25 protein-coding genes are annotated in these 26,566 nt (G+C 68.2%); 14 read left to right on the top strand and 11 right to left on the bottom strand.

The window, feature by feature from the left end; all coding sequences use genetic code 11:
• Positions 1-38: 38 nt before the first annotated feature.
• A complete protein-coding gene (locus tag FM069_RS03755; protein ID WP_143486940.1) occupies positions 39-1,052 on the bottom strand; it encodes a DUF481 domain-containing protein in 1,014 nt (337 codons plus the stop codon).
• Positions 1,053-1,249: 197 nt separating this feature from the next.
• Between FM069_RS03755 and FM069_RS03750 the strand changes: the two genes are divergently transcribed.
• Together FM069_RS03750 and FM069_RS03745 are read left to right on the top strand one after the other, a co-directional pair.
• Positions 1,250-1,627 (top strand): MGMT family protein, encoded by a 378-nt coding sequence (locus FM069_RS03750; protein WP_143486939.1) that lies wholly within the window; start codon positions 1,250-1,252, stop codon positions 1,625-1,627.
• Between the two features lie 47 nt (positions 1,628-1,674).
• Positions 1,675-3,255 carry an AmpG family muropeptide MFS transporter gene (locus tag FM069_RS03745; protein WP_143486938.1) on the top strand — a complete coding sequence of 527 codons (1,581 nt, stop codon included), beginning with the start codon at positions 1,675-1,677 and terminating at the stop codon, positions 3,253-3,255.
• A gap of 9 nt (positions 3,256-3,264) precedes the next feature.
• On the opposite strand, the gene FM069_RS03740 is transcribed toward FM069_RS03745, so the two are convergent.
• Together FM069_RS03740 and FM069_RS03735 are read right to left on the bottom strand one after the other, a co-directional pair.
• Positions 3,265-4,164: a mechanosensitive ion channel family protein gene (locus FM069_RS03740; RefSeq protein WP_143486937.1), complete on the bottom strand. Its 900-nt coding sequence runs from the start codon at positions 4,162-4,164 to the stop codon at positions 3,265-3,267.
• 79 nt (positions 4,165-4,243) lie between these two features.
• Positions 4,244-4,723 (bottom strand): YajQ family cyclic di-GMP-binding protein, encoded by a 480-nt coding sequence (locus FM069_RS03735; protein ID WP_143486936.1) that lies wholly within the window; start codon positions 4,721-4,723, stop codon positions 4,244-4,246.
• A 143-nt stretch (positions 4,724-4,866) separates the two neighbouring features.
• Between FM069_RS03735 and FM069_RS03730 the strand changes: the two genes are divergently transcribed.
• From FM069_RS03730 to FM069_RS03715, 4 genes are read left to right on the top strand one after another with little or no spacing between them, the layout of a single operon-like run.
• Positions 4,867-5,829 carry a response regulator gene (locus tag FM069_RS03730; RefSeq protein WP_143486935.1) on the top strand — a complete coding sequence of 321 codons (963 nt, stop codon included), beginning with the start codon at positions 4,867-4,869 and terminating at the stop codon, positions 5,827-5,829.
• A complete protein-coding gene (locus tag FM069_RS03725) occupies positions 5,826-6,749 on the top strand; it encodes a putative 2-dehydropantoate 2-reductase (protein ID WP_143486934.1) in 924 nt (307 codons plus the stop codon). Before FM069_RS03730 ends, FM069_RS03725 begins: the two co-directional genes overlap by 4 nt.
• Positions 6,750-6,797: 48 nt before the next feature.
• Positions 6,798-8,810, top strand: coding sequence for a sensor histidine kinase (locus tag FM069_RS03720; RefSeq protein ID WP_143487069.1), 2,013 nt, complete (start codon positions 6,798-6,800; stop codon positions 8,808-8,810).
• Position 8,811: 1 nt separating this feature from the next.
• Positions 8,812-9,393 carry a cob(I)yrinic acid a,c-diamide adenosyltransferase gene (locus FM069_RS03715; protein WP_143486933.1) on the top strand — a complete coding sequence of 194 codons (582 nt, stop codon included), beginning with the start codon at positions 8,812-8,814 and terminating at the stop codon, positions 9,391-9,393.
• 6 nt (positions 9,394-9,399) lie between these two features.
• Here the strand turns inward: FM069_RS03715 and FM069_RS03710 are convergent, their stop codons facing one another.
• Entirely contained in the window at positions 9,400-10,530 is a 1,131-nt protein-coding gene (locus FM069_RS03710) for a GlxA family transcriptional regulator (protein WP_143486932.1), read from the bottom strand.
• 100 nt (positions 10,531-10,630) lie between these two features.
• On the opposite strand from FM069_RS03710, the gene FM069_RS03705 reads away from it, so the two are divergent.
• The 7 genes from FM069_RS03705 (at position 10,631) to FM069_RS03675 (ending at position 16,806) form a co-directional block, all read left to right on the top strand.
• On the top strand, positions 10,631-11,683 hold the full coding sequence (locus tag FM069_RS03705; protein WP_218570278.1) for an ABC transporter substrate-binding protein: 1,053 nt from the start codon (positions 10,631-10,633) through the stop codon (positions 11,681-11,683).
• A 19-nt stretch (positions 11,684-11,702) separates the two neighbouring features.
• Positions 11,703-12,755, top strand: a complete 1,053-nt coding sequence (locus FM069_RS03700) for an ABC transporter ATP-binding protein (protein WP_143486931.1) — start codon at positions 11,703-11,705, stop codon at positions 12,753-12,755.
• A complete protein-coding gene (locus tag FM069_RS03695) occupies positions 12,752-13,588 on the top strand; it encodes an ABC transporter permease (protein WP_143486930.1) in 837 nt (278 codons plus the stop codon). Before FM069_RS03700 ends, FM069_RS03695 begins: the two co-directional genes overlap by 4 nt.
• Positions 13,588-14,373 carry an ABC transporter permease gene (locus FM069_RS03690; RefSeq protein ID WP_143486929.1) on the top strand — a complete coding sequence of 262 codons (786 nt, stop codon included), beginning with the start codon at positions 13,588-13,590 and terminating at the stop codon, positions 14,371-14,373. The genes FM069_RS03695 and FM069_RS03690 overlap by 1 nt, the downstream gene beginning before the upstream one ends.
• Before the next feature lie 36 nt (positions 14,374-14,409).
• Positions 14,410-15,423: a proline racemase family protein gene (locus tag FM069_RS03685; protein ID WP_143486928.1), complete on the top strand. Its 1,014-nt coding sequence runs from the start codon at positions 14,410-14,412 to the stop codon at positions 15,421-15,423.
• Positions 15,424-15,574: 151 nt separating this feature from the next.
• Entirely contained in the window at positions 15,575-16,507 is a 933-nt protein-coding gene (cbpA, locus tag FM069_RS03680) for a curved DNA-binding protein (RefSeq protein WP_143486927.1), read from the top strand.
• Positions 16,504-16,806: a chaperone modulator CbpM gene (locus tag FM069_RS03675; protein ID WP_143486926.1), complete on the top strand. Its 303-nt coding sequence runs from the start codon at positions 16,504-16,506 to the stop codon at positions 16,804-16,806. The genes cbpA and FM069_RS03675 overlap by 4 nt, the downstream gene beginning before the upstream one ends.
• 129 nt (positions 16,807-16,935) lie before the next feature.
• On the opposite strand, the gene FM069_RS03670 is transcribed toward FM069_RS03675, so the two are convergent.
• From FM069_RS03670 to FM069_RS03650, 5 genes are all read right to left on the bottom strand, one after another.
• Positions 16,936-17,886, bottom strand: coding sequence for a Nudix family hydrolase (locus FM069_RS03670; RefSeq protein ID WP_143486925.1), 951 nt, complete (start codon positions 17,884-17,886; stop codon positions 16,936-16,938).
• Positions 17,883-18,515 carry a glutathione S-transferase family protein gene (locus FM069_RS03665; protein WP_143486924.1) on the bottom strand — a complete coding sequence of 211 codons (633 nt, stop codon included), beginning with the start codon at positions 18,513-18,515 and terminating at the stop codon, positions 17,883-17,885. The genes FM069_RS03670 and FM069_RS03665 overlap by 4 nt, the downstream gene beginning before the upstream one ends.
• A gap of 130 nt (positions 18,516-18,645) precedes the next feature.
• Positions 18,646-19,863, bottom strand: a complete 1,218-nt coding sequence (gene argJ / locus FM069_RS03660) for a bifunctional glutamate N-acetyltransferase/amino-acid acetyltransferase ArgJ (protein WP_143486923.1) — start codon at positions 19,861-19,863, stop codon at positions 18,646-18,648.
• 113 nt (positions 19,864-19,976) lie between these two features.
• Positions 19,977-22,712, bottom strand: coding sequence for a preprotein translocase subunit SecA (gene secA / locus FM069_RS03655; protein ID WP_143486922.1), 2,736 nt, complete (start codon positions 22,710-22,712; stop codon positions 19,977-19,979).
• Positions 22,713-22,829: 117 nt separating this feature from the next.
• Positions 22,830-23,753, bottom strand: coding sequence for a M23 family metallopeptidase (locus FM069_RS03650; protein WP_143486921.1), 924 nt, complete (start codon positions 23,751-23,753; stop codon positions 22,830-22,832).
• Between the two features lie 79 nt (positions 23,754-23,832).
• Here FM069_RS03650 and FM069_RS03645 point away from each other — a divergent pair, with 79 nt between their 5' ends.
• Positions 23,833-24,288 (top strand): DciA family protein, encoded by a 456-nt coding sequence (locus tag FM069_RS03645; protein WP_143486920.1) that lies wholly within the window; start codon positions 23,833-23,835, stop codon positions 24,286-24,288.
• 64 nt (positions 24,289-24,352) lie between these two features.
• Here the strand turns inward: FM069_RS03645 and lpxC are convergent, their stop codons facing one another.
• Positions 24,353-25,264 carry a UDP-3-O-acyl-N-acetylglucosamine deacetylase gene (gene lpxC, locus FM069_RS03640; RefSeq protein WP_143486919.1) on the bottom strand — a complete coding sequence of 304 codons (912 nt, stop codon included), beginning with the start codon at positions 25,262-25,264 and terminating at the stop codon, positions 24,353-24,355.
• A gap of 108 nt (positions 25,265-25,372) precedes the next feature.
• Positions 25,373-26,557, bottom strand: coding sequence for a cell division protein FtsZ (ftsZ, locus tag FM069_RS03635; protein WP_143486918.1), 1,185 nt, complete (start codon positions 26,555-26,557; stop codon positions 25,373-25,375).
• Between the last annotated feature and the right edge of the window lie 9 nt (positions 26,558-26,566).

Raw genomic sequence — 26,566 nt, 5'->3', positions numbered from 1 at the left:
CGGGTGGCCAGGGGAGCGGCGAACCGCTCCCGGCGGGCTTACCAGCCCACGCCGAAGCCGACGGTGTAGCGGGTCTCGTCCAGGTCGCCCTGGGAGCCGGCCACCACGTCCTTCTCGGCCTTCATGTTCAGGGAGGCCCAGTCGGTGACCTTGTAGCGCAGGCCGATCTCGGCATCCAGGGTGTAGTCGGCGACGTTGCCCAGGGGCTTGCCGACCTCACCGTTGGTGAACAGCTCGAAGGCCTTGCCGATCAGGTAGCGGTTGTAGTCCCACTTCACGCCCAGCGCGTAGAAGTTCTCCTTCTCGCCGGTGTCGTATTCGTGGTCGGTGCGGTTGAGCAGCGTGGCCATCGAGAAAGCGCCCAGCTCGTTGTCCCAGAACTGGTAGCCAGGACCGGTACCCAGAGTACGCTGGCGACGCAGCTCTTCGATCTTGTCGCTCTTGTACTCGCCGCGACCCTGCCAGAACCAGTGCTCGTCGAGGAAACGGTCCAGGGCGTACTCGGCGCTCCAGTTGTCCGTGGTCTTCACGTCATCCTGGAACTCGCGGTTGTAGTCGCCCTTGGCATTGTGCCGCCATAGGCCGTGGCGCGCGGAGGTCTTGAAGTCGATGTCGTAGTCGTCGGTGTCCTTCTCGGCGCGCTTGTAGTCGAGGGACACGTCGATGTTGCCCTTCCAGGTCAGGTCCTGGACCAGCGGCTTGGGCTTGAGGATCTGCTCGATGCTGGCCAGCTCGACGGTCTTGGGCGTGCCGCCGTCGGCGATCACCACCTTGCCGGCGTCAGCGGGCTTGAGGGACTTGACCAGCACGCCGTTCAGGTTGCGCTCGCCTTCCTGGCGCACCAGCAGGTCGTTGGAAGTCTCCAGCGTGGCGATCTTCTTCCAGTCCAGCTGGATCGAGCCGCCGTACTCGGTCTGCAGCAACAGCTTGCCGCCGTCGAAGACCTTGATGGTGCCGGTGAGACGGTCGCCGTTCTTCATCCAGACGGTGTCGGCGAGCAACGGTGTGGACATCGAAGCGATGGAAAGACACAGGAATGTTCTGGACAACATAAGCGTTATACGCCCCAGGTTCGAAAAACCGGGCATTATCCGCAAGCCCGGCGACAGAGCAACGACTGACCGTCGGAGAACGCGGCAAGTTCCACGGTAGCGGCATGCTTTTCCCCTGTTCCCGTCGCGATCCACCGCCTGCGCGCTTTCGCCGCAGCCGGTCGCCCGCCCCTCGTTCCACTGCACTTTCGGACGCCATGGACGATTCGCTTACCCCCGACTCCAGCGCCTGGACCCCTGCCCCGCCGGACAGCGCGGCGGCCCGTCGCGAGGCACTCTTCCTCACCCTCGCCCAGGTGCCCGAGGGCCGGGTGGTGAGCTATGGCCAGCTGGCCCAGTTGGCCGGCCTGGGGCGCGCCGCGCGCTGGGTCGGCAGGACTCTGAGTCAGTTGCCGGAGGGCACCCGCCTGCCCTGGCATCGGGTGGTCGCCGCCGGCGGCCGCCTCAGCCTGGCGGCGGGTACCGCGTCGGGTGCGGAACAAAGAGCGCGCCTGCGCGCCGAAGGGGTAAGCCTGCGAAACGATCGGGTGGACATGCGTCGCCATGGCTGGCATCCCATGCCACCCAGCGGTTAGAGTGCGCGCTTCTTCAGAACCCCGTGTCACCCGGAATCCCACGCCCCATGCCTCATCGTACCTGGCGCGCCGCCCTGGCCGCCTACGCCAGCCCCGCCACGCTGGTCATGCTGCTGCTGGGGTTCGCCGCCGGCCTGCCCTACATGCTGGTGTTTTCCACGTTGTCGGTGTGGCTGCGGGAGGCGGGGGTGTCCCACCAGGCGATCGGGTACGCCAGCCTGATCGGCCTGGCCTACGCCTTCAAATGGGTGTGGTCGCCGCTGCTGGACCAGTGGCGCCTGCCGCTGCTGGGGACGCTGGGGCGGCGCCGCTCCTGGCTGGCGCTGTCGCAGATCCTGGTAGCGCTGGGCCTGATCGGCATGGCCCTGTGCGACCCGCAGCAGCACCTGTCCTGGTTGATCGCCATCGCCGTGGTGGTGGCCTTCGCCTCGGCCACTCAGGACATCGCGGTGGACGCCTACCGCCTGGAGATCGTCGATGACAGCCGCCAGGCGGCCCTGGCCGCCAGCTACATGGCCGGCTACCGGGTCGCCGCGCTGCTGGCCACCGCCGGCGCGCTGTACTTCGCCGAGTGGTTCGGCTCCACCGGCCACCTCTACAAGCACGGGGCCTGGGCCAGCACCTACCTGATCTTCGCCCTGATGATGGTGCCGGCGCTGATCACCTGCCTGCTGATGCGCGAGCCGCCGGTGCCGTTGCGCACCCAGCGCGCGGCCGCGCGCTTCGGCCTCTGGCGCCAGCTGATGTCGGTGTTCGTGCTGATCGTCCTGCTGGTCTCGGTGCCGGCGTTGTTCACCCAGCTCTACAACACCGACTTCCACGCCGCGCTGTTCGAGGGCAACAACCCCTCGATCCTCATCACCGAGGACCGCGCCTTCCTCCGCGCCCTGCTCTACGCGATCCTCACAGGCTTCTGCCTGTCGAGCCTGGGCCGCCGCAGCCTGGCGCCGGTGCTGACCCCGATCAACGACTTCATGCTGCGCCACCGCTGGCACGCGGTCCTGATGCTCGGGCTGATCGCCACCTACCGCATGTCGGACACGGTGATGGGGGTGATGGCCAATGTCTTCTACATCGACCTGGGTTTCAGCAAGGACCAGATCGCCAGCGTCAGCAAGGTCTTCGGCCTGATCATGACCCTGGCCGGCGCCGGCATCGGCGGGGTGCTGATCGTGCGCTTCGGCATCCTGCCGATCCTGTTCATCGGCGGCGCCGCGTCGGCGGCCACCAACCTGATGTACGCGGTGCTGGCCGACATGGGCCCTCAGGTGAACATGCTGATCCTGACCATTTCCTGCGACAACTTCAGCGCCGGCCTGGCCACGGCGGCGTTCGTCGCCTACCTCTCCAGCCTCACCAACCTGAAGTTCTCCGCCACCCAGTACGCCCTGCTCAGCTCCATCATGCTGCTGCTGCCGCGGCTGATCGGCGGCTATTCCGGGGCCATCGTGGAGAAGCTGGGCTACGGGCAGTTCTTCGCCTTCACTGCGCTGCTGGGCCTGCCCACCCTGGTGCTGATCGCCCTGCAGTGGGGCCGCGAGCGCCGGCTTCCGTTGCCGGCTGACGCGCCCGACGTCCAGGCCGAGGTGGCGCCCGCCCCGGCGACAGGCGAACGCGAGGCCCGCTGAGGGCCGTCGCTACGCGCGCTCGGGCGGCACGTCCCGAGTCAGCCGCTCCGCGGCCGTAGCCTCGCGGGTCTCGTGATTGGGGTCTTCCATCACCCGCACGATGCGGTTCGGCAGGGCGATGTCCACGCCCACCGCGCGCAGGCGGTCGCGGATTTCCTCGTTGAAGCGGAAGGTCACCGGCCAGAAGTCGCCATTGGACGTCCACAGGCGCAGCGACAGGGTGATGGAGTTCTCTCCCAGGGCGGCCACCACCGTCACCGGCGCGGGCGATTTGAGCACCCGTGGGTCGTCCGCCATATCCATCAGCACCTGACGGGCGCGGTCCAGGTCGGTGTCGTAGGGCACCTTGATATCGAAGACGATCTGCCGCGTGGTCTGCCGCGAGGTGTTGGTGATGATGCCGTTGGACAGGCTGCCGTTGGGCACCACCACGGTCTTGTTGTCGCCGGTGCGCAGCAGGGTGTGGAAGATCTGGATGCTGTCCACAGTGCCGCTGACGCCCTGGGCCTCGATCCAGTCGCCGATGCGGAACGGCCGGAACAGCAGGATCAGCACGCCGCCGGCGAAGTTCGCCAGGCTGCCCTGCAGCGCCAGGCCGATGGCCAGGCCGGCGGCACCGATGGCGGCGATGAAGGAGGTGGTCTCGATGCCGATCATCGACGCCACGCTGACGAACAGCAGGACCTTGAAGACGATGTTCGCCAGGCTGGCGATGAAGCTTTCCAGGGTCGGATCGGCGTGGCGGAAAGCGAGCAGTCGGGTGAGCTTCTCGGTGAGCTTGTTGATCACCCACCAGCCGATGAGCAGGGTGAAGATCGCCAGCAGCAGCCGGCCGCTGTATTGCATGAGCAACGGCAGCCAGGCTTCGGACACCCGCACCAGCTTGTCGATTTCCCCGTTGATATCCATTGGCACCTCCCGTTCTGAACACTAGGAAGTGCGACGCCCGGCGCGGCGGTCAGTTCCGCCGCCGGGCGTCCCGGCGGGATCAATCGCGGAAGTTGATGTACTGCAGCGGCATCTCCAGTTCCTGGCCGCGCAGCAGGGCGATGGCCTCCTGGAGGTCGTCGCGCTTCTTGCCGGTCACCCGTACCTGCTCGCCCTGGATGGCGGCCTGGACCTTGAGCTTGGCGTCCTTGATCAGGGCAACGATCTTCTTCGCCAGTTCCTTGTCGATCCCTTCGCGCAGCAGCGCCTCCTGCTTCACCACCTTGCCGGACGCGTAGGAGTCCTTGAGCTCCAGGCAGCGCGGGTCGATCTTGCGCTTGACCAGGCTGAGGCGGAGGATCTCCACCATCTGCTCCAGCTGGAAGTCCGCGTCGGCGGTCAGGGTGACGGTCTTTTCCTTGAATTCGAAGGTGCCCTTGCCCCGCAGGTCGTAGCGGCGCTCCAGCTCCTTCATGGCGTTGTCGATGGCGTTGGTGACTTCGTGCTTGTCCAGTTCGGACACCACGTCGAACGAGGGCATGGCTCTCTCCAGATAGACGGCTGCAGCGGCATCACCGATGGGCTGCGCCTGGCTTGACGATTAAAATGCGCAGTCATTATATAACCGCAGTTCCCCACGCTGCCCGGCCGCGTGCCGCTCCCTCCTCCTACCGAGCCCGTTAAATGCCCAACCCCCAACTCAGCATCCTGGTGGTGGACGACGCCAAGTTCTCCAGCGCCATGATCGGCCGTGCCCTCAGCCAGGCCGGTTACCAGGATGTCCGCTTCGCCAGCAGCGCCATGGAGGCCCTGAAGCTGATCGAGCAACGCCCGGCCAGCGTCCTCCTGGCAGACTGGCTGATGCCCGAGATCGACGGGCTGGAACTCACCGGACGGGTCCGCCAGCTGGATGAGACGGCCGACCACTACACCTACGTCATCCTGCTCACCGGCAAGGAAGGCGAAAACGTGCTGAGCGAGGCCTTCGACAATGGCGTCGACGACTTCATCAGCAAGGCAGCCATGAGCGAACAACTGATGCCACGGGTGTTCGCCGCCGACCGCCTGTGCAACACCCTGCAGCGCCTGCTGCAGGAAAAGCGCCTGCTGATGCAGAACATCGCCAGCCTCGAGCAGCGCAACCTGGTGGACCCGCTGACCGGCCTGGGCAACCCGCGCTACCTGCGGCAGAAGCTCACCGACAGCCTGCGCCAGGTGGAGTCCCGGGGCGGCGCGGTGTGCTACCTGCTGATCGGCCTGCCGGATGCCATGGCCCTGCGCCAGCAGTACGGCGAGGCTTTCTACAACGAGCTGCTGCACGGCGTCGCCCGGCGCCTGCAACAGCTGGTGCGGCCGCTGGACGTGCTGACTCGGTTGGACGGCGAGCACTTCGGCCTGATCACCCTGCTGGAAGACCTGCACGAGTGCTCCCCCAGCAGCTTCAAGCGCCTCCATGAAGGGCTCAACCTGAAGGCCTTCAAGACCAGCGAAGGCTTCATCACCCTGAAGGCCGGCATCAGCCTGGTGGGGCTGGACGCGCGGGCCCTGCCGGCGGAAGCCGAGCAGTTGATCGAGCACGCCCACCGCCTGCTGCCCGACTCCTACGCCAGCGGCCGGGTCGCCGCGGTCCGCCTGCCGTTGCCATGAGCGACGACGCGCCCTGGCACATCCTCGGCGCCGGCAGCCTCGGCGGGCTCTGGGCGGCGCGCCTGGCTCGCGCCGGGCTGCCGGTGCGGCTGGTCCTGCGGGACGCCGGACGACTCGCCGCCTACCGGGCGGCCGGCGGCCTGACCCTGGTGGAAGACGGCGTCGCCACGCAGCTGCCGATCGCCGCCGAGACCGTCGCGGAGCCTGCGCCGATCCAGCGCCTGCTGCTGGCCTGCAAGGCCTACGACGCCGAGGCGGCCGCCGTCGCCCTGGCGCCGCGCCTGGCGGCGGGCAGCGACGTGCTGGTGCTGCAGAACGGCCTGGGCAGCCAGGACGCGGTGGCCCGGCGCCTGCCGGGATCACGCCGGGTGCTGGTCTCCAGCACCGAGGGCGCCTTCCGCGAGGGGGATTTCCGGGTGGTATTCGCCGGCCGCGGCTTCACCTGGCTGGGCGACCCCGACGACCCGACGCCTCCGGGCTGGCTGGAACAGCTGCAGCGGGCCGGCATCCCCTACGCCTGGACCCCGGCGATCCTCTCGCGGCTGTGGCGCAAGCTGGCGCTGAACTGCGCCATCAACCCGGCCAGCGTGCTCCACGATTGCCGCAACGGCGAACTGGCGGACCATCCCGAGGAGATCGCCGGCCTTTGCGTCGAGCTGGGCCACCTGCTGGAGGCCAGCGGGCAGCCGGCCGCCGCCGAGGGCCTGTTCGACGAGGTGCAGGCGGTGATCCGCGCCACCGCCGGCAACTACTCCTCGATGCACCAGGACGTGGCCCACGGCCGACGCACCGAGATCGCCTACCTGCTGGGCCATGCCTGCGCCCAGGCACGCCGCCTGGAAGTGCCCGTGCCGCGCCTGGATGCCCTCGAAGCGCGCCTGCGGGCCCGCCTGGCGGCCCGCGGATTGCCGCTGGACTGACCCCGCGCTACCCTTCCGGGCTTACCCCCGAAGAGGCTGTGAACCTTGATCCGCGTGCGTCATAGCCTCGACAACCTGCCGGTCGGCCAGAAGCTGCTGGTGGCGGTGCTGGCCCTGCTCACCACGGTGCTGCTGGTGGCCAACCTGGCGTTCATCTGCGCCGCCTACTGGATCTCCCAGGAGACCATGGCGCCCCAGGCCCTGCAGACCCTCGGCCGGCTGATCGCCAGCCCGTCCCTGAGCCGCGAGGCGCTGGCCTCGCCGGCCGCCGCCGAGGAAGTGCTCAAGCGCCTGGACCTCTACGCCCCGCTGCGGGCCGCCGCGCTCTACGACAGCAACGGCCAGTCCCTGGCGCAGCTGCACCGCGGCCGCAGCCTGGAGCTGCCGGAGCGCCTGGAGCAGCTGGACGACTGGCGCCACAGCGAATTCCGCGCCAACCAGCTGATCGAACTGCCGCAGCCGGACAAGGCCCCGGGCCACCTGCTGCTGGTGGCCTCCAGCGAGCTGCCGGGGGTGTTCTACACCGGCACCCTCACCGCCAGCCTGGTGATCCTCGCCTTCAGCGTGCTGCTGTGGATGCTGGTGGCACGGCAGATCCGGCGCCTGGTGACCCGGCCGATCCGCAACCTGGAGGAGCTGTCGCGCCAGGTCACCCGGGAGGAGAACTACGCCCTGCGCGCCTCCCGCGGCAACCAGGACGAAATCGGCAGCCTGGCGGACGCCTTCAACACCATGCTCAGTCGTATCGAGGCCCGCGAGCAGCAGCTCAAGCGCGCCCGGGACGAGGCCCAGGAAGCGTCCAGCCAGGCCCAGAGCCTGGCCGAGGAAACCCGCCACTCCAATCGCAAGCTGGAGCTGGAAGTGCAGGTGCGCAGCAAGATCGAGAAGAAACTCACCGGTTTCCAGAACTACCTCAACTGCATCATCGACTCGATGCCGTCGGCGCTGATCGCCCTCGACGAGCAACTCTTCGTCACCCAGTGGAACCAGGAGGCCAGCGCGCTCTCCGGCACGTCCCTGGACGATGCCCTGAACCAGCCGGTGTTCCTCGCCTTCCCGCTGCTCAAGCCCTACTTCGCCCAGATCAAACGCACCGCCGACCAGCACGCGGTGGAGAAGATCGAGCGGGTCACCTGGCCCAAGGGCGAGGAGAACCGCCACTACGCCCTCACCTTCTATCCGCTGGTGGGCGGCGGCGGCCGCGGGGTGGTGATCCGCATCGACGACATCACCCAGCGCCTGACCATGGAAGAGCTGATGGTGCAGTCGGAGAAGATGCTTTCGGTGGGGGGCCTGGCGGCCGGCATGGCCCACGAGATCAACAACCCCCTCGGGGCGATCCTGCACAACGTGCAGAACATCCGCCGACGCCTGTCGCCGGAGCTGCCGAGGAACCTGGAGGTGGCGCAAGACGCCGGGCTGGACCTGGAGGCGGTGAACCGCTACCTGCACGGCCGCGAGGTGCCGCGGCTGCTGGACGGCATCCAGCAGGCCGGGGCGCGGGCGGCGAAGATCGTCAGCCACATGCTGTCCTTCAGCCGCCTGAGCAACCGCCAGCTCGCCCCCTGCCAGTTGCCGGTGCTGATCGACCAGGCGGTGGAGATCGCCGGCAACGACTTCGACCTGGCGGAAGGCTTTGACTTCAAGAGCATCGTCATCGCCCGGGACTTCGACCCGCAGCTGGGCCCGGTGCCGGCCACCGCCAACGAGCTGGAGCAGGTGTTGCTGAACCTCCTGAAGAACGCCGCCCAGGCCATCCACCAGCGCGAGGACGACGTGGAGGGGCGCATCGAGCTGCGCACCCGGCTCACCCCGCCTTGGGCGGAAATCCAGGTGGAGGACAACGGCGGCGGCATGCCCGAGGCGGTGCGCAAACGCATCTTCGAACCGTTCTTCACCACCAAGGAAGTCGGCCAGGGCACCGGCCTGGGCCTGTCGGTCTCCTACTTCATCATCACCAACAACCACAAGGGCCAGATGGAAGTGCAGTCGAAACCGGGCCACGGCACCTGTTTCACCCTGCGCCTGCCGCTGGGCACCGGCGACGACACGGGGCGCTGAGATGGGCAACCGACTTTCGAAGATCTACACCCGCACCGGCGACCGGGGCGAGACCGGCCTGGGGGATGGCCGCCGGGTTCCCAAGGACCACCCGCGTGTCGAGGCCATCGGCGAGGTGGACGGCCTGAACAGCCAACTGGGCCTGCTCCTGGCGGACCTGGCCGAGCAGGCGACGCGCGGGCCGGGGCTCAGTGAACTGGTGGAGGTGCTCGGCCCCTGCCAGCACCGCCTGTTCGACCTGGGCGGCGAGCTGGCGATGCCGGTCTACCAGGCGTTGCAGGAGGACGAGGTGACCCGCCTGGAGCAGGCCATCGACCGCTGGAACGACGAACTGGGCCCGCTGGAGAACTTCATCCTCCCCGGCGGCTCGCGCCTGGTGGCCCAGGCCCACGTCTGCCGCAGCCAGGCCCGCGGGGCGGAGCGGCGCTGCCTGGCCCTGGACGGTGAGGAACCGCTGCGCCCGGTGCTGCTGGCCTACCTCAACCGGCTGTCGGACCTGCTGTTCGTCGCGGGGCGGCTGATCGCCCGTCGCCAGGGCGTGCCCGAGGTGCTCTGGCAGGCCGCAACAAAAACCGCTGACTGACGCCCCTCAGCCCCAGCGCGGCACCGCCTCGCAGGCCGCAGGGCGAGCGGACGGCGGCGCCTCGCCGCTGTCGTTTCCGGCGTCCGCGGGGCTGCCCTTGCGCTGGTACTCCCGCGGCGACAACCCGTAGCGGGCCCGGAACTCCCGGGAGAAATGCGCGCCGTCGGCGAAACCGCAGTCCAGCGCCACCTGGGTGATGCTGCCGGTGCCGTTGAGCAGGAGCCAGCTGCCGTACTCCAGGCGCAGCGTGCGGGTGAACTCCATCGGCGACACCCCCAGCGCCTGCTGGAACGCCCGCGCCAGCTGCCGCCGGCCCAGCCCCACGTAGCGGGCCACCGCATCCAGGGACGGCAGGCTGTCGATGCGCTGCTCGATGTAGTGGGCGGCCTGGCGCACCCGGTCGTCCTTGATGGCGCCCAGGTCGGCGTAGAAATGCGCCTGGGGCAACTCACCCGGGCGCATGCCCTGCAGCATCATGTGGCGCACCGCCCGTTGCGCCCGGTCGCGCCCGCAATGGCGGGCCACCAGGTACAGGGCGAGGTCGATGGCCGCGGTGGAGCCGGCGCAGGTGATCAGGTCGCCCTCGTCGATGAACAGGTGGTCCACCGCCGCCCGGGTCTTGGGGAACCGCCCATGGAAGGCGTCCAGCACGTTCCAGTGCACGCACACGGTGCGCGCGCCCACCACCCCGGCCTCGGCCAGGGCGAAGGTGCCGGTGCAGATGCCCAGTAGCCGCGTACGGCTCGCCGCCACCCGGCGCAGCCAGGTGCGCAAAACGTCCGGCAGCGGGCTGAGGTAGTCGTTGCCGCCGCAGACGGCCACGTAGTCGAACGCATCGAGGTCCTCGGTGAGTGCTTCGGTGACACCCAGGGAGAGGCCGGCGCTGGACGTGCGCGGCAAGCCGTCCGCGCTCATCACCCGCCAGGTGATCTCCAACTGGCGACTGCCGCCGCCGATATCCGCCGCCAGCCGCAGCGCATCGACGAAGCCGGAGAACGCCGCCAGGGTGAAGCGGTCCAGCAGCACCAGGCCCAGGGTCAGGCGTGGCGGTCGCTCCAGCGCGGCGGTGGCCGGACGCGTGTCCGTGTCGACGGCGGCGCCCGGCGCCGTTCCATTCGCCCGGGGCGAAAACGGCATGACTCGATCGTTCAAGTTCGTGACCTCGTGGTGCAAGCCCCCTCCCCTGGCTTGGTGCAAGATCGATGCCGGTGACATTGATCCGGCGCGAGGGCATCACATGAAAATCAGAACGACACTCCCGTTCAAAACGGCTTTCCTGGCGACGGCCATCGGCGGCGTCTGCGCACAGCCGACGATGGCCGACGACAAGACCCTCACGGTCGCCCTCTACGGCGGCAACTGGGGCGATGCCTTCATCGGCTGCGTGGCGCAACCCTTCACCCAGGCCACCGGCATCAAGGTGGTCCCGGAGATCGGCACCTCCACCACCACCCTGGCCAAGCTGCAGCAGCAGAAGGCCAAGCCGGGCATCGACGTGGCCTGGATGGATGGCGGCATCAGCGAACTGGCCCAGCAGGCCGGCGTGCTCGACAGCCTGGACGCGACGGCCATCCCGCACCTGGCCGATGTGGTGCCCCAGGGCTTGTACCGCAGCGGGGACTCGGTCTTCGCGGTGAGCAGCGGCTACTACTCCCTGGGCCTGACCTACAACACCCATGAGATCAGCCAACCGCCCACCAGCTGGAACGACCTGTGGAAGCCCGCCTATGCCGGCGCGGTGACCCTGCCCTCGCCGGCCAACTCGGCGGGCGTGCCGTTCCTGTTCTTCCTCGCCCAGGCCCGCGGCCTCGACACGGCGGACCTGTCGCCGCTGCTGGAGCAGCTGGCGGAGCTGGACACCTCGTCGTACTACGACAGTTCGGGCGCCGCCAGCAACGCCTTCCAGAGCGGCGAGGCGATCATCGGCGCGCACTTCAACGTCGGCGCCTGGGACCTGGTGGACAAGGGCCTGCCCATCGGCTTCGTGGTACCCAAGGAGGGCGCCTGGGCCACCGACGCCCGCCTGCACCTGATCAAGGGCGCACCGCACAAGGCGGCCGCGCAGCGCTTCATCGACACCGCGCTGACCCGCGAGGCGTCCGCCTGCCTGGCCGAGAAGCTCTACCTGGGCCCGGCGGTGAAGAACGTGCAGGTGCCGCCGGCGGTGGCCACCAAGCTGCCGTGGGGCGAGCGCGGCTCCCTCGCCGACCTGCGCATGCTCGACTGGAACACCATCAACGCTCGACGCGCGGCGGTCACCGACGACTGGAACCGCAAGGTCGCCCGCTGAGCCCGCGAGAGGTCACACCATGCCGGCGTTATTGAACATCGAGGCGGTCAGCAAGCGTTTCGGCGCCTTCACCGCCCTGCGGGACATCCACCTGCACATCGGGCAGCGGGAGTTCGTCGCGCTGCTCGGCCCCAGCGGGTGCGGCAAGACCACCCTGCTGCGGACCATCGCCGGCTTCTCGCACCCCGACAGCGGCCGCCTGCTGATGGACGGCCAGGACATCGGCCCGTTGCCGCCCTACCGGCGGCCGCTGAACACGGTGTTCCAGAACTACGCGCTGTTCCCCCACATGACCGTGCAGGAGAACGTGGCCTACGGGCCGCGCCGGCAGGGCGCCAGCCGCCGCGAGGCGGGCGAGCGGGCCCGGGAGGCGCTGACCCTGGTGGGCCTGGAGGACCTGGGCGAGCGCTACCCCCGGGAAATGTCCGGCGGCCAGCAGCAGCGCGTGGCCCTGGCGCGGGCCATCGTCAACCGGCCGAAGCTGCTGTTGCTGGACGAACCCCTGTCGGCCCTGGACCTGAAGCTGCGCAAGCGCATGCAGCTGGAACTCAAGCACCTCCAGGAAAAGCTCGGCATCGCCTTCGTCTTCGTCACCCACGACCAGGAGGAAGCCATGACCATGGCCGACCGCATCGTGGTGATGAACGCCGGGCGCATCGAGCAGGTGGGCAGCGCCACCGAGATCTACAGCACCCCGGCCAGCCGCTTCGTGGCGGAGTTCATCGGCGACGCCAACCTGGTCGACTACCGCGTCGATGCCCAGGGCCGCGCCCGGCTCGCCTTGCCGGTGGCGGACCTGACACTGCCGGCGCCTGACGCCTCCGACGGGGTCGCGGTCCTGCGCCCGGAACACCTGCGGCTGGTGGACGCCGGCGAACCCGGGCAGCTGCGCGCCCAGGTGCGGGACATCGTCACCGTCGGCAGCCATACCCTGCTGCACGTGGAGACCGACGACGGCATGCGCCTGGTGGCCCGTACTCCCGGCCTGCCCGAGGCGCACCTGGGCGTCGGCAGCCGGGTCGCTCTGGGGTTCGACCCGGCCCGCCTGCACCTGATAGGAACGCCCCGATGAACCGCGGCCTGCGCATGCCCCTGGCGATGCTGGCGGCGCCCCTGGCGTTCTTCGTCGCCTTCTTCCTCGCGCCGCTGGCGGTGGTGATCCTCGCCAGCCTCAGCGACACGGCGAACGCCTGGACCCTGGAGCAGTATGTGCGGGTGCTCGCCGACCGCTACCACTGGGAGGTGATCCTGGTGACCTTCCGCATCGCCTGCCTGACCACCCTGGTGAGCCTGCTGCTGGGTTACCCCCTGGCCTGGTACCTGACCCGCATGGTGCGCTGGCGGGCCTGGCGGCGGGTCTGCGTGATCCTGCTGGTGGTGCCGATGTTCACCAGCAACATCGTCCGCTCGTTCGGCTGGATGGTGCTGCTGGGACGCAAGGGCCTGCTCAACCAGACGCTGCTGGACGGCGGCCTGATCGACCGCCCGCTGCGCCTGCTGGGCACCGAGACCGGCATCCTGATCGGCATGGTCTACGTGCTGCTGCCGTTCATGGTGCTGGCCATCGGCAACGCCCTGAGCCGCCTCGACGCGTCCCACGAGCTGGCCTCCGCCGACCTCGGTGCGCCGCCGCGGGCCACCTTCTTCCACGTGATCCTGCCCCTGACCCTGCCCGGGGTGATCTCCGGCTGCATCATGGTCTTCACCCTGGCGGTGAGCGCCTACGTCACTCCGGCGCTGCTGTCCGGCGGCCGCATCAGCGTGCTCTCCATGCTGATCTTCCAGCAGTACAGCTCGGTCTTCGATTTCCACTATGGCGGTGCCCTGAGCGTGGTGCTGCTGATCTTCACGCTGGTGATGGTCGGCTTCGCCGGCCGCATCGGCCGCACCCGGGGAGACGCCTGATGCCCGCGCGCCTGCTGCTGCGACTGGTGGCCTGGGCCACCCTCGCCTACCTGCTGCTGCCCCTGCTGGTGATCCTGGGGGCCTCCCTCACGGCCTCGCCCTACCTGGCCTTCCCGCCCCAGGGCTGGACCCTGGACTGGTACCGGCAGATGCTCGCCGACCCGAGCTACCGGGCCGCCTTCGCCACCAGCAGCCAGCTGGCCCTGGCCGCTACTGTGCTGGCGGTGCTGCTGAGCGTGCCCGCCGCCCTGGCCATCGCCCGCTACCGCTTCCCCGGCCGGCAGGCCGCCAGCGCCCTGCTGATGTCGCCGCTGGTGCTGCCGCACATCGTGCTGGGCGCAGCGCTGCTGCAGTTCGGCGGCTACTTCGGCTTGGTGCGCAGCTTCCCCGCCCTGCTCATCGGCCACACGGTGATCGTCGCGCCCTTCGTCCTGCGGGCGGTGCTGACCCTGCTCACCCCGGAGCAGCGCGCCCTGGAGGAAGCCTCCTACGACCTGGGCGCCAGCCCCTGGTCCACCTTCTGGCGCGTGGTGCTGCCGCAGATCCGCCCGGGCATCGTCACCGGTTCGATCTTCGCCTTCATCTCGTCGTGGATAAACGTGGAGCTGTCGGTGTTCAACACCAGCACCGCCCTCAACACCATTCCGGTGAAGCTCTTCAACTACGTGCAATACACCATCGACCCGCTGATCGCCGCGGTATCCGGCGCCACCATCGTCGCCGCCGTCCTCGCGATCCTCGTGCTGGATTTCATCGGCCTGGACCTGTTGCCAGACCGGAAATAAAACGCCCCTCCCCCGTCACCCCCCAGGAGTTCAGTCATGCGCAAGCAAGACGTGTTCGATGTCATCTATACCCATACGGAAGGCGAGCCGCTGTGCATCGTCCACAGCGGAATCCCCTACCCGGCCGGGTCCAGCATCCTCGAGAAGCGCGCCTTCCTCGAAACCCACTACGACTGGCTGCGCATGGCCCTGATGCGCGAGCCGCGCGGCCACAAGGACATGTTCGGGGTGTTCCTCACGCCGCCGTCCGGGCCGGACTACGACGCCGGTCTGATCTACATCGACGGCACCGAGTACTCCCACATGTGCGGCCACGGCACCATCGCGGTGAGCATGGCCATGGTCGCCCTCGGCCTGGTGGCCCGGGACCCCAGCGGCCTGACCAGGATTCGCTTCGAGACCACCGCGGGCCTGGTGGTGGCGGAAGTCGCCAGCGAGGGCGACCAGGTGCTCTGGACGCGCTTCGAGAACGTGCCGGCCTACGTGGCCGCCCAGGACATCCCGGTGCACCTGCCCGGCTACGGCGACGTGAAGGCGGACATCGCCTGGGGCGGCAACTACTTCGGCATCGTCGACCTGAGCGACTGCGGCCTGCGCATCAGCCCGGAGAACGGCAGCGAGCTGTCGCGCCTGGGCCTGCTGGCGCGGGAGCAGATCCGCCAGCAGACGCGCATCCAGCACCCCACCGAGGCGCACATCAATAACCTCAACTTCATCACCTTCTGGCACCCCGCCGAGCGCGAGGACGTGTTCTACAAGAACGTCCACGTGTTCAGCGCCGGCCAGCTCGACCGTTCGCCCGGCGGTACCGGCACCAGCGCCATGATGGCGATGTTCGAGGCGCGCGGGAAACTTGCCCTGAACCAGCCGATCCGCTCGGAAGGCCTGCTGGGCAGCGGCACCTTCGAAGGCTGCCTGCTGGGCGAGGTGGACCTGGACGGCACCCGCGCGGTGCGCCCCACGGTGAAGGGCACCGCCAGCATCCTCGGCACCTCCCGCTGGGTCATCGACCGCCACGACCCGGTGGGCGCGGGCTTCATCGTGTCCTGAACGGCGCGGCGGAGGGCCTCTGCGGCCTTCCGCCCTGCCCCGGCATTGAACTCCCCGCCCGCGACGGCGGCCATAGGAAGGCAGACCCGCTTGATCCTCATCCACGGCAGCGGTCGTCAGGCCTGGCCGTGCAACGAACGGTGGACGCCTCATGGAGTTCAAGGATTACTATCAGGCCCTCGGCGTCGCGCCGGATGCCGACGAGAAAACCATCAAGACCGCGTACCGCAAGCTCGCCCGCCAGTACCACCCGGATGTCAGCAAGGCGCCGGATGCGGAGGAGAAATTCAAGGAAGTCGCGGAAGCCTACGAGGTCCTGAAGAACGCCGAGAAGCGCGCGGAATACGATGACCTGCGCCGCTACGGCGGCGAGCGCGAGCGCTTCCAGCCCCCTCCCGGCTGGCAATCCTCGGCCGGCCCGGACGACCCCCACGGGCGCTTCGGCGGCGATTTCTCCGACTTCTTCGAGTCCATTTTCGGCAACCGCGCCGGCGCGCCCCGCGGCCCGCAGCGGGGCCGGGACGTGGAACTGGAACTGCCGGTGTTCCTCGAAGAAACCCTCGCCGGGCAACCCAAGCCGATCAGCTACAGCGTGCCGGCCCTGGACGCCCAGGGGCGTCGCCAGGACCTCACCCGTACCCTGAACGTGAAGATTCCCCCGGGCGTGCAAGACGGCGAGCGCATCCGCCTCAAGGGCCAGGGTGCTCCCGGCCTCGCCGACGGGCCGGCCGGCGACCTGTACCTGAACCTGCGCCTGGTGCCCCACCCGCTGTACGACGTGGATGGCCACGACCTGATCGTCACGGTGCCGCTGGCGCCCTGGGAAGCCGCCCTCGGCGCGAAGATCACCGTGCCCACCCTGCACGGGCGGATCAGCCTGAGCGTGCCGCCGGACAGCCAGAGCGGCCAGCGCCTGCGCATCCGCGGCAAGGGCCTGCCCACCCGCGACGGCCATGGCGACCTGTACGCCCTGCTCAAGCTGGTGATGCCGGACACGACCCCCGAAGCCACCCGCGCGCTCTGGCAACAGATCGCCCAGCAGACCCCCTTCGATCCACGCGCGGAATGGAGTAAGGCGCCATGACCACCCTGATCGTGACCTTCGGGCTCGACGAATTCTGCCGCTCGACCAACCTGTCGCGGGACGTGCTGGTGGAGATCGTCGAGTTGGGCATCCTGGAACCCCGGGAGCCCGACGTGGAGCCCTGGTCGTTCGACGAAACGGCCCTGATCCTCGCCAGGCGCGCGGTGCGCCTGAAACAGGACTTCGAGCTGGACTGGCCGGGGATCGCCCTGGCCATCCGGCTGCTGGACGAACTGGAGCAGGTGAAACGGGAGAACCGCCGGCTACGCCAGCGCCTGGAGCGTTTCACGCCCCTTTGAAGCTGGCGCCGAGCGCCGTAGCAAGAGCGCCTGAGCTCGGTGCTGAAACGGCTCCGGACGGCTCGTCTGCCGCTGGCGAACCGTGCGACATTGCCCGCTCTCGCCTCGCCTGGCCGTCGTGTCGTGCGACTAATCCAGCGGGTGGGGCCACAACGCGCGGATACCGGCGACGCCTTGGGCACCGGCCTGCCAGGCCTGGGGCAGATCCGCCGGGCCGAGCCCGCCGAGGAGGAACGCTGGCGCGTTGAACCCCTGCAAGAGCTCACCCGTGCGCGCCCAGCCCAGGGCGGCGGCCTCGGGGTGGGTACGGGTGGGCTGGACCGGCGAGAGGGTGACGAAGTCGACGCCGATCTCCGTCGCCAGGGCCAACTCCTCGGCATCGTGGCAGGACGCCGCCAGCCAGCGCTCCTTGGGGAAAGGCCGTCCGTTACGGACGTACTGGCGTAGCTGCTCGGCGGTCAGGTGCCAGCCGGCGGCGGGGAAATCCCCCAGCCACTCCAGCGGTCCCTTCATCATCAGTTGCGCGCGGCCCGCGCACAGCCCCACGGCATCCACCGCCATGTCCCGGTAGTCGGCGCTGAACATGCCCGGTGCGCGCAACTGGACCAGGCTCACCCCGGCATCCAGGGCCGCGCGCAGACCGTGCAGCAACTGCGCGGGCGTCAGGTCGTCGGGAGTGATCAGGTAGCGGTCCGGCAAGCGCGCGGCGGCGACGATGGGCCGGTTGGCAGCGGGGAAGTCGTAGTCCGGCAGCCGACGGGGCGCCACCCAGGCCAGGGGCTGGCCTTCCAGGCCGCGGGCCTCGCCGGTGAACGCCGACACCTCCCAGACATCCAGCAGCACCTGCTTGTCCGGGTAGTCGTGACGGACCTGGATCAGTGGCCGCGCGGCGGTCACGGCGATGCCCAGCTCCTCGGCCAGCTCCCGGGCCAGGGCGGACGCCACGGTCTCGTCCGCTTCCACCTTGCCGCCAGGGAATTCCCAGAGGCCGCCCTGGTGCTTGTCCTCGGGACGGCGGGCGATCAGCACCCGGCCATCGGCACCGCGGATCACCGCCGCGGCGACGTGCACGCGTTTCATGGTTGCGTCTCCTCCAGCGCATCCTGCCGCCAGGCTTGGAAAGCGGGCCACTGGTAAAGGGTGTTCACATAGGCCTGGGCCGCGGCCGGCAGGTCGATCCGGTAGCTGCGAAAGCGCGCTGCCACCGGGGCGAAGAAGGCGTCGATCAGCCCGGGATCGCCCAGCAGGAAGTCACCGTTGCCAGCGGAACGGTCGCGGCAGTACTGCCACAGTTCGACGATGCGGTGGATGTCCGCCTGCACCTCGTCCGGCAGCGAGTCCGGCGGCGCATCGCGCTGCAGGTCCATGGGCAGGTGGCTGCGCAGCGCCACGAAGCCGCTGTGCATCTCGGCGCAGCAGGCCCGGGCCAGGGCTCGCGTGGCGCGGTCCCGTGGCCACAGGTCGCGCTCGGGGAAGCGCTCGGCCAGGTACTCGCCGATGGCCAGGGAATCCCACACTGGGCCGTCCTCGGTCTGCAGCACCGGCACCTTGCCGGTGGGGGAATGGGCGCGCAGGGCCGCGGCGCTGTCCGGACGACCCAGCCACACCCGCTGCTCCTGGAACGACGCGCCGCTCAGGCGCAGGGCGAGCCAGGCGCGCAGGGACCACGATGACAGTCGCTTGTCGCCGATCACCAACGTCCAGTTCATGGGGGGTTCCTCCGTTCGGTCATGAGCAGCGCACGATAAAGGACGCGGCCCGCGGGAGCCATTCCATCGCCTCATGCCGCCATGACGACGGGGAATCCGGCCGGGCCAGGCGCCCGGCCGGGACGAGCGATCAGGTGCGGTATTCCGCGTTGATCTTGACGTACTCGTGGGACAGGTCGGTGGTCCAGATGGTCTCGCTGCAAGCGCCGCGGCCCAGCTCGATGCGGATGCCGATCTCTTCGCGGGCCATCACCTCGGCGCCCTGGGCCTCGGTGTAGCTGGCGGCCCGGCAGCCCTGGCTGGCGATGCAGACATCGCCGAGGAACACGTCGATCTTGCTGACGTCCAGTTGCGGCACGCCAGCGCGGCCCACGGCGGCGAGGATGCGGCCCCAGTTGGGGTCGGAGGCGAACAGCGCGGTCTTGATCAGCGGCGAATGGGCCACGGCATAGCCCACGTCCAGGCACTCCTGGTGGGTAGCGCCGCCGTTCACCTGGACGGTGACGAACTTGGTGGCGCCCTCGCCGTCGCGGACGATGGCCTGGGCCACCTCCATGCAGACTTCCTGGACCGCCTGCTTAAGGGCGGCGAACAGCGGCCCGCTGGCCTGGGCGATCTCCGGCAGGCCGGCCCGGCCGGTGGCCACCAGCATGCAGCAGTCGTTGGTGGAGGTATCGCCGTCGATGGTGATGCGGTTGAACGACTTGTTGGCCGCGTCTCGCAGCAGGTCCTGCAGCACGCCCTGGGACACCTTGGCGTCGGTGGCGAGGTAGCCCAGCATGGTGGCCATGTTCGGCTTGATCATCCCCGCGCCCTTGCCGATGCCGGTGACGGTGACGGTAACGCCGTCGTGGACGAACTGGCGGCTGGCACCCTTGGGCAGCGTGTCGGTGGTCATGATGCCGGCCGCGGCCTCGGCCCAGCGGTCCGGGGACAGGTCATCCAGGGCGGCCGGGAGCGCCGCGACGATCTTCTCCACCGGCAACGGCTCGCCGATCACGCCGGTGGAATACGGCAGCACCGCGTCCTCGGCCACCCCGGCCAGGCGCGCCAGTTCGGCGCAGGTTCGGGTGGCGGCCGCCAGGCCCGGCTCGCCGGTGCCGGCATTGGCGTTGCCGGTGTTGGTCAGCAGGTAGCGAACCGGGCCGAGGAACCGGCTGCGGGCGACGATCACCGGCGCGGCGCAGAAGGCGTTCAGGGTGAACACGCCGGCCACGGTGGAGCCCTCGGCGCAGCGCATCACCACCACGTCCTTGCGGCCCGGTCGCTTGATCCCGGCGGAAGCGATGCCGAGTTCGAAACCGGGCACCGGGTGGAGAGTGGGCAAGGGACCAAGACCAACAGCCATGTGCAGCGCTCCTCAGGATCGGACGGTAAAGCGCCGCGAACGGTGGACCGGTCGCGGCGCGGAAGATGACGGGTGCCCCGGGCGCCCGCTGGACGGATCGCGACGCGTGGGCGTCAGACGATCTGGCCGTGGCAGTGCTTGTATTTCTTGCCCGAGCCGCAGGGACACGGCTCGTTGCGGCCGACCTTCGGCTCGGCCCGCACCGGCGCGGTGGCGACGGCCAGATCGCCCTCTTCCTCGGCGGCCGGGTCCTGTTCCAGACTCGGCGCTTCGGCGTGCTGGAACTGCATGCGCTTGGCCATTTCCTCGGCTTCGCGACGCTGGCGCGCCTCTTCCTCGGCCGGGTCTTCGCGACGGATCTGCACGAAGGACATCACGCGGATGGTGTCGCGACGAATCGACTCCAGCAGCTCCTGGAACAGGGTGAAGGACTCGCGCTTGTATTCCTGCTTCGGGTTCTTCTGGGCGTAGCCGCGCAGGTGGATGCCGTGGCGCAGGTGATCCATGGTGGACAGGTGGTCCTTCCACAGGTCGTCCAGCACCCGCAGCAGCATCTGCTTCTCGAAGGAACGCAATGCCTCGGCGCCGGCCAGCTCTTCCTTCTCGCGGTAGTGGGCCACCAGGATGTCGAGGATCTTGCTGCGCAGGGTGTCTTCGTAGAGCTTGTCGTCCTCGTCGAGCCACTGCTGGATCGGCAGCTGGACGTTGAAGTCGCTGTTGAGCGCCGCTTCCAGGCCGACGATGTCCCACTGCTCCGGCAGCGACTGCGGCGGGATGTGGGCATCGATGGTGCGCTTGAGCACGTCCTCGCGGAACTCGGCAATGGTCTCGCCGATGTCGTCGGAGGCCAGCAGGCTGTTGCGCATGTGGTAGATCACCTTGCGCTGCTCGTTGGCCACGTCGTCGAATTCCAGCAATTGCTTGCGGATGTCGAAGTTGCGGCCCTCGACCTTGCGCTGGGCCTTCTCGATGGCGTTGGTCACCATGCGGTGCTCGATGGCCTCGCCGGACTGCATGCCCAGGGCCTTCATGAAGTTCTTCACCCGGTCGGAGGCGAAGATGCGCATCAGGTTGTCTTCCAGGGACAGGTAGAAGCGGCTGGAACCCGGGTCGCCCTGGCGACCGGCACGGCCGCGCAGCTGGTTGTCGATGCGGCGGGACTCGTGGCGCTCGGAGGCGATCACGTGCAGGCCGCCCGACTCGATCACCTGCTGGTGGCGCTTCTGCCACTCGGCCTTGATCTGAGCGGTCTGCTCGTCGCTCGGCGCCTCCAGGGCGGCCACCTCGGCCTCCCAGTTGCCGCCCAGCAGGATGTCGGTCCCGCGGCCGGCCATGTTGGTGGCGATGGTCACCGCGCCGGGACGACCGGCCTGGGCGATGATCTCGGCTTCCTTCTCGTGGTACTTGGCGTTGAGCACCTTGTGCTCGATGCCGGCCTTGTTCAGCAGCTGCGACACGTACTCGGAGCTTTCGATGGACGCCGTGCCCACCAGCACCGGGCGGCCGTTGGCCTGGCATTCCTTGATGTCGACGATGATCGCCTCGTACTTCTCTTCCTGGGTCAGGTAGACCAGGTCGTTGAAGTCCTTGCGCGCCACCGGCCGGTGGGTCGGGATCACCACTACGGCCAGGCCGTAGATCTGGTGGAACTCGAAGGCCTCGGTGTCGGCGGTGCCGGTCATGCCGGACAGCTTGGTGTACAGGCGGAAGTAGTTCTGGAAGGTGGTGGAGGCCAGAGTCTGGCTCTCGGCCTGGATCGGCAGGCCTTCCTTCGCCTCGATGGCCTGGTGCAGGCCCTCGGACAGGCGACGACCCGGCATGGTACGGCCGGTGTGCTCGTCGATCAGCAGGACCTGGTCGTTCTGCACGATGTATTCGACGTTGCGGTGGAACAGCTTGTGGGCGCGCAGGCCGGCGTAGACGTGGGTCAGCAGGCCCAGGTTGTGGGCCGAGTACAGGCTCTCGCCCTCGGCCAGCAGGCCGGCCTGGGTGAGCTGGTCCTCGATGAACTGGTGGCCCTGCTCGTTGAGTTCGACCTGGCGGGTCTTCTCGTCGATGCTGTAGTGGCCTTCCTGGGTGACCTGGCCCTCGACTTCCTCGATGTGCTGCGTGAGGCGCGGGATCAGCTTGTTGATCTCGATGTACAGGCGAGAGCTGTCCTCGGCCTGGCCGGAGATGATCAGCGGTGTACGCGCCTCGTCGATGAGGATCGAGTCCACCTCGTCGATCACCGCGAAGTTCAACTCGCGCTGGAACTTGTCTTCCAGGCTGAACGCCATGTTGTCGCGCAGGTAGTCGAAACCGAATTCGTTGTTGGTGCCGTAGGTGATGTCGGCGGCGTAGGCGGCGCGCTTTTCCTCCGGCGGCTGGAAGGCGCTGACGATGCCCAGGGTGAGGCCGAGGAACTCGTACAGCGGGCGCATCCAGTTGGCGTCGCGGCGGGCCAGGTAGTCGTTGACGGTCACCACGTGCACGCCTTTTCCGGACAGCGCGTTGAGGTATACCGCCAGGGTTCCCACCAGGGTCTTGCCTTCGCCGGTCCGCATCTCGGCGATCTTGCCTTCGTGGAGGGTCATCCCGCCGATCAGCTGGACGTCGAAGTGACGCATCCCCATCACGCGCTTGCCGGCCTCGCGGGCCACGGCGAAGGCCTCCGGGAGGATCTGGTCAAGGGTCTCACCCTTGGCGATACGGCCTTTGAACTCCTCGGTCTTGGCCCGCAGCTGTTCGTCGGTCAGCGCCACCATCTGCTCTTCGAGCACGTTCACGGCCTGTACCGCCCTGGCCATGCGCTTCACTTCACGCTCGTTCTTGCTTCCAAAGAGTTTTTTCAACAAAGGCGCAAACATATCGACAGGGTCTTCCACGCGTAGGGATGGAGGGCGGTCCGGAGTCGCCCCGGCAGCCGGCTGGGCTGCGTGCGAAAGGGGGCATTCTACTCGGATTCGTCCGGGAGGAAAGTGGCGTTACTCCACAGCTTCGGCTCGGGCGATGTAGGCGGCCGGGTCGACCACCTGGCCGTTCTTGCTGACTTCGAAATGCACGTGATAGCCGGTGGAGCGGCCGCTGCGACCCACCTCGGCGATGGCCTGGCCGCGCCTCACCAGGTCGCCGACCCGCACGCGATTGCTCTGGTTGTGGGCGTACAGGCTGACGTAGCCATCGGCGTGGCTGATCTCCACCAGGTTACCGTAGCCATTGCGGCGTCCGGCCCAGGTGACCACGCCGGCCGCTACGGCGACCACGTCGCTGCCGGCCCGGGCCGCGAAGTCGATGCCCTTGTGCACGCTGGCGCGTCCGCTCAACGGGTCGCTGCGCGCACCGAAGGGCGAGGACACGTAGCCCTTGCGCACCGGCCAGCCGGCCAGTTGCGCCGCCTCGTCCAGGCGGCGGTCGGCGAGCAGTTGCTCGAGGGCCTGCAGTTGCTGCTCGCGACTCTCGATGCGGGTCATCAGCCGGTCGAGGGTCACCCGCAGCGGTGGCATCGTGAAACCCGCGTCGGCCAACGGCACTTCCGGGCCGCCCTGCCCTACCGGCTGGGAGAAATCGAACTCGCCCGGGTCCAGCTTGGCCAGCACGGTGAGACGTTCGCCCAGGGCGTCCAGGCGCGTCAGGCGTGCCTGCAACTCGGCGATGTGGGCGGCGAAAGCATTCATCCGGCGCTTGGCGTCCGCCTCCCGGCGGGCGCCGTCCGCGAGCGCGCGGTCCTCGGTGGCGGTCGCGTCGACGACCTCGGGGCTGGCAGCCGGTACGGCCCAGCGGGTGCCCAGTGCGCCGCCCGCCGCCACGGCCAGCACCAGCAATGCCAGGGCGCCGGCCAGCAGCAGGCGCGAATCGAGGGTGAGCGAACGCGTCGCGCCCCGCCGGCGGCTCAGGAGAATGATGTGCATGGTGTCCCCATTTTCGAATGCGTGGTCATCGGCGACCTTCTGCTACCATGGCCGCCTCGCCACTTTCAGGCTTCCCGCCATGTCTTTTCGTCCGTTGCCGGCTCGGAATTCCGCCGCGCTGCTGCGCGAAGCCAAGCCGTTGAAAGCGCTGTTCAACGAGGCGCAACGCATCGATCGCCTGCAACGCTTGCTGGAAAGTCAGCTGCAACCGGCAGCGCGTAGCCACTGCCATGTGGCGTCCTGGCGCGACGGTTGCCTGCTGCTGATTCTCACCGATGGCCACTGGGCCACCCGCATGCGCTATCAGCAGCGACGCCTGCAACGCCAGTTGCAGGCCTTCGAAGAGTTCGCGACCTTAACGAAAATCCTCTTCAAGGTGCAACCTCCGCCCTCCGGGACGGCGGCCGGCGGGCGCCGCATCGTGCTGTCCGAAGATGCGGCCGAAAGCATCCAGGCCACCGCCAAGGGCGTCGACTACGAACCGTTGAAAGCCGCCCTGGAGCGCCTCGCCAGCCGCTGCCGACAGAGCGAGTGACCGTGCCCGCCCCATAAAAAAGGCCACCGCGAAGGTGGCCTCTAAAGGGAACAGGAAGGGAGGTTCAACCGGCTGCGACGGGCCGCATGTAGGAGATCGGCGCACTGCTGGCGTCGTCGAAGGTCACGACTTCCCAGGCATCGGTGCACTCGATCAGCTTGCGCAGCAGACGGTTGTTGAGGGCGTGCCCGGACTTGAAGCCGCGGAACTCGCCGATGAGGCTGTTACCCAGCAGATACAGGTCGCCGATCGCATCGAGGATCTTGTGCTTGACGAATTCGTCCTCGTACCGCAGGCCGTCTTCGTTGAGCACGCGATTCTCGTCCACCACGATCGCGTTCTCCACGCTGCCGCCAAGCGCCAGGTTGTGGGAACGCAGGTACTCGATGTCGCGCATGAACCCGAAGGTCCGCGCCCGGCTGACTTCCTTCACGAAGGAGGTGCTGGAGAAGTCGACGCTGGCGGTCTGGGTGCGACCGCGGAACACCGGGTGGTCGAAATCGATCTCGAAACTCACCTTGAAGCCATCGAAGGGGATGAAGGTGGCGCTCTTGTCGTCCTCCTCCACGGTGACTTCGCGGATGATGCGAATGAATTTCTTCGGCGCGTCCTGCTCCTGCAGGCCGGCGGACTGGATCAGGAACACGAAGGGGCCAGCGCTGCCGTCCATGATCGGCACTTCGGGCGCGGAGAGCTCGACGTAGGCGTTGTCGATGCCCAGGCCAGCCATGGCGGACAGCAGATGTTCGACGGTGTCGACTTTCACATCGCCGTTGATCAGCGTGGTCGACATGGTGGTCTCGCCGACGTTCTCGGCCCGGGCGGGGATTTCAACTACCGGGTCGAGATCGGTACGGCAGAACACGATGCCGGTATCGACCGGCGCCGGCTTCAGGGTCAGGTAGACCTTTTCCCCGGAATGCAGGCCGACGCCAGTGGCACGGATGATGTTCTTCAGTGTGCGTTGTCTGATCATGGCTTGGCCGCTACGCTAGTTGCGAATTGTTTTCAACAATGGCCGGCGATGATAGCAGAACCGGCATTTGCTGAAAACCAATCACACCCATACTCCTGATATATCCAGTCAATCGGCTTGGCGACGCAGGAATGCCGGAATATCCAGGTAATCGAGATCATCCTGGGTATTCAGCTTGGTCGCGGTGGCTGCGCCGGAGTGGCTCTGGCGTTGCACGGTGGGCCGCTCGTAGTCCTTGTAGTTGACGCTTGGCTCGACCCGCGCAGCCGGTGCGCCCGCCTGGCTGGAAGCAGTGACCTGAACGGTGTTGTCGATCACCTTGACCGGTTTTTCCAGGCGCGCGCCCAGACCGGTGGCGACTACGGTCACGTGCAGCTCGTCGCGCATGTCGGCATCGATCACCGCGCCTACCTTGACGGTGGCGTGCTCGGAGGCGAAGGCCTCGATGATCTCGCCCACGGCGGCGTACTCGCCCAGGGACAGGTCCAGACCGGCGGTGATGTTCACCAGGATGCCGCGGGCGCCGTGGAGGTTGACGTCTTCCAGCAGCGGGTTGCGGATCGCCGCCTCGGTGGCTTCGCGGGCGCGGTTCGGGCCGCTGGCGCAACCGGTGCCCATCATCGCCATGCCCATTTCGCCCATGACGGTCTTCACGTCGGCGAAGTCGACGTTCATCAGGCCCGGACGCTGCATGATGTCGGAGATGCCGCGAACGGCGCCGGCCAGCACGTCATCGGCCTTGGCGAAGGCGGACAGCAGGCTGGCGTCCTTGCCGAGGATGGTCAGCAGCTTCTCGTTGGGGATGGTGATCAGCGAGTCGACGCATTCGGCCAGGGAGCGGATGCCCTCGTCGGCGACCTGCATGCGCTTGCGGCCCTCGAACGGGAACGGACGGGTCACCACGGCCACGGTCAGGATACCCATTTCCTTCGCGACCTCGGCGATGATCGGCGCCGCACCGGTACCGGTGCCACCGCCCATGCCGGTAGTGATGAAGACCATGTCGGCGCCCTGCAGCACCTCGGCGATGCGCTCGCGGTCCTCCATGGCGGCCTGGCGACCGATTTCCGGGTTGGTGCCGGCGCCCAGGCCCTTGGTGACGCCCGGGCCGAGCTGCAGCACGGTGCGCGCACCGACGTTCTTCAGGGCCTGGGCATCGGTGTTGGCGCAGATGAATTCAACGCCTTCGATGTTGTTCTTGACCATGTGGTTGACCGCGTTGCCGCCGCCGCCGCCCACACCGATCACTTTGATTACCGCGCTTTGCGGAACGTTATCTACGAGCTCGAACATATCCCCTCT

The organism is Pseudomonas mangiferae (genome assembly GCF_007109405.1).
GTDB classification, from domain to species: domain Bacteria; phylum Pseudomonadota; class Gammaproteobacteria; order Pseudomonadales; family Pseudomonadaceae; genus Pseudomonas_T; species Pseudomonas_T mangiferae.
This window is presented reverse-complemented; position numbering and strand designations above follow the sequence as displayed.